The following is a 1,015-nucleotide window of genomic DNA, read 5'->3' on the forward strand; positions in this document are numbered from 1 at the left end:
AGCGTGCTGCTGAGCTCGGCGGCCCCTTGGTAGGCGCCGCGCTGGCGAGGGTCCATCAGCTCGGCCTCGAAGGCCCAGCTCGCGGCGGAGAGGTAGAGCTCGGCGCCGGTCACGGTGACGTGCCCCAGCCAGACCAGCGCGATCGTGGTCCAGCCGACGGTGTCGTGGGTCGCCAACGTGATCAGGCACGACACCACGAAGAAGCTCGACGACAGCCGGACCGCCTTGAGCGCGGTCGGGACGTCGTGGACTCCGCGGGAGGTGACCATGGGCAGGAAGATGCACATCACCGTGTTGGTGCCGAAGAGCAGCGCCAGCAGCACCCGGGGCGCGTCGGTCGACTCGACCAGCCACAGCGGGATCACGATCTGCAGCAGCACCTGGTTGGTCTGCATCACCCCGCCGAAGAACGACGTGGCGAGGAAGCCGCGGTTGCGCAAGGCGCCGGGGACCGCGGTGCTGGTGGCGCCCTCGACGGCCTCCTCCAGGATGCTGGGCCGCTCGCGGTGACGTGCCTTCGGCAGTCGCGAGATCCAGAACGCGTTGGCGGCGACCAGCCCCGCGGTGAGCCAGGGCAGCGCCCGGATCACGTCGTCGTTGTCGAACGCCAGCGCGAACCCGCCGAGGGCGGCGCCCATGGTGAAGCCGAGGTTGAGCGCCGAGTACATGTAGGCCTGTGACTGCACCCGCTCGCGCTGGGGGAGTACGTCGAGCACGTAGGCGCCGCGACCGGCGCCACCGGCGCTGTTGACCACCTCGAGGACGATGCTCATCGCGAGGAACGCCACGAAGCCGTCGATGAACGGCCACACGCAGTACATCGCGGCGGTCCCGGCAGCACCGAGGTACCACGTGCGTTGCGGGCCGATCCGGTCGGCGAGCTTGCCCGCCGGGACGGCGACGAGGAACGACACCACGCCGGCGACGGTGATCCCGAGCCCGACCTGCGCGGCCGAGAGGCCAACGATCTGGGTGAAGAACACGGCGCTGGCGGTCATGAACGTGCCGTCCCCGA

1 protein-coding gene is annotated in these 1,015 nt (G+C 70.1%); it reads right to left on the reverse strand.

Going from position 1 to position 1,015, the window contains the following annotated elements; all coding sequences use genetic code 11:
* On the reverse strand, window positions 1-998 hold a 998-nt coding region (locus U1703_RS19135; protein ID WP_332786987.1), incomplete at its 3' end, for an MFS transporter.
* Window positions 999-1,015 lie beyond the last annotated feature (17 nt).

The sequence above is a fragment of the Sphingomonas flavida genome, from assembly GCF_036663655.1.
Classification (GTDB): Bacteria; Pseudomonadota; Alphaproteobacteria; order Sphingomonadales; family Sphingomonadaceae; genus Sphingomonas.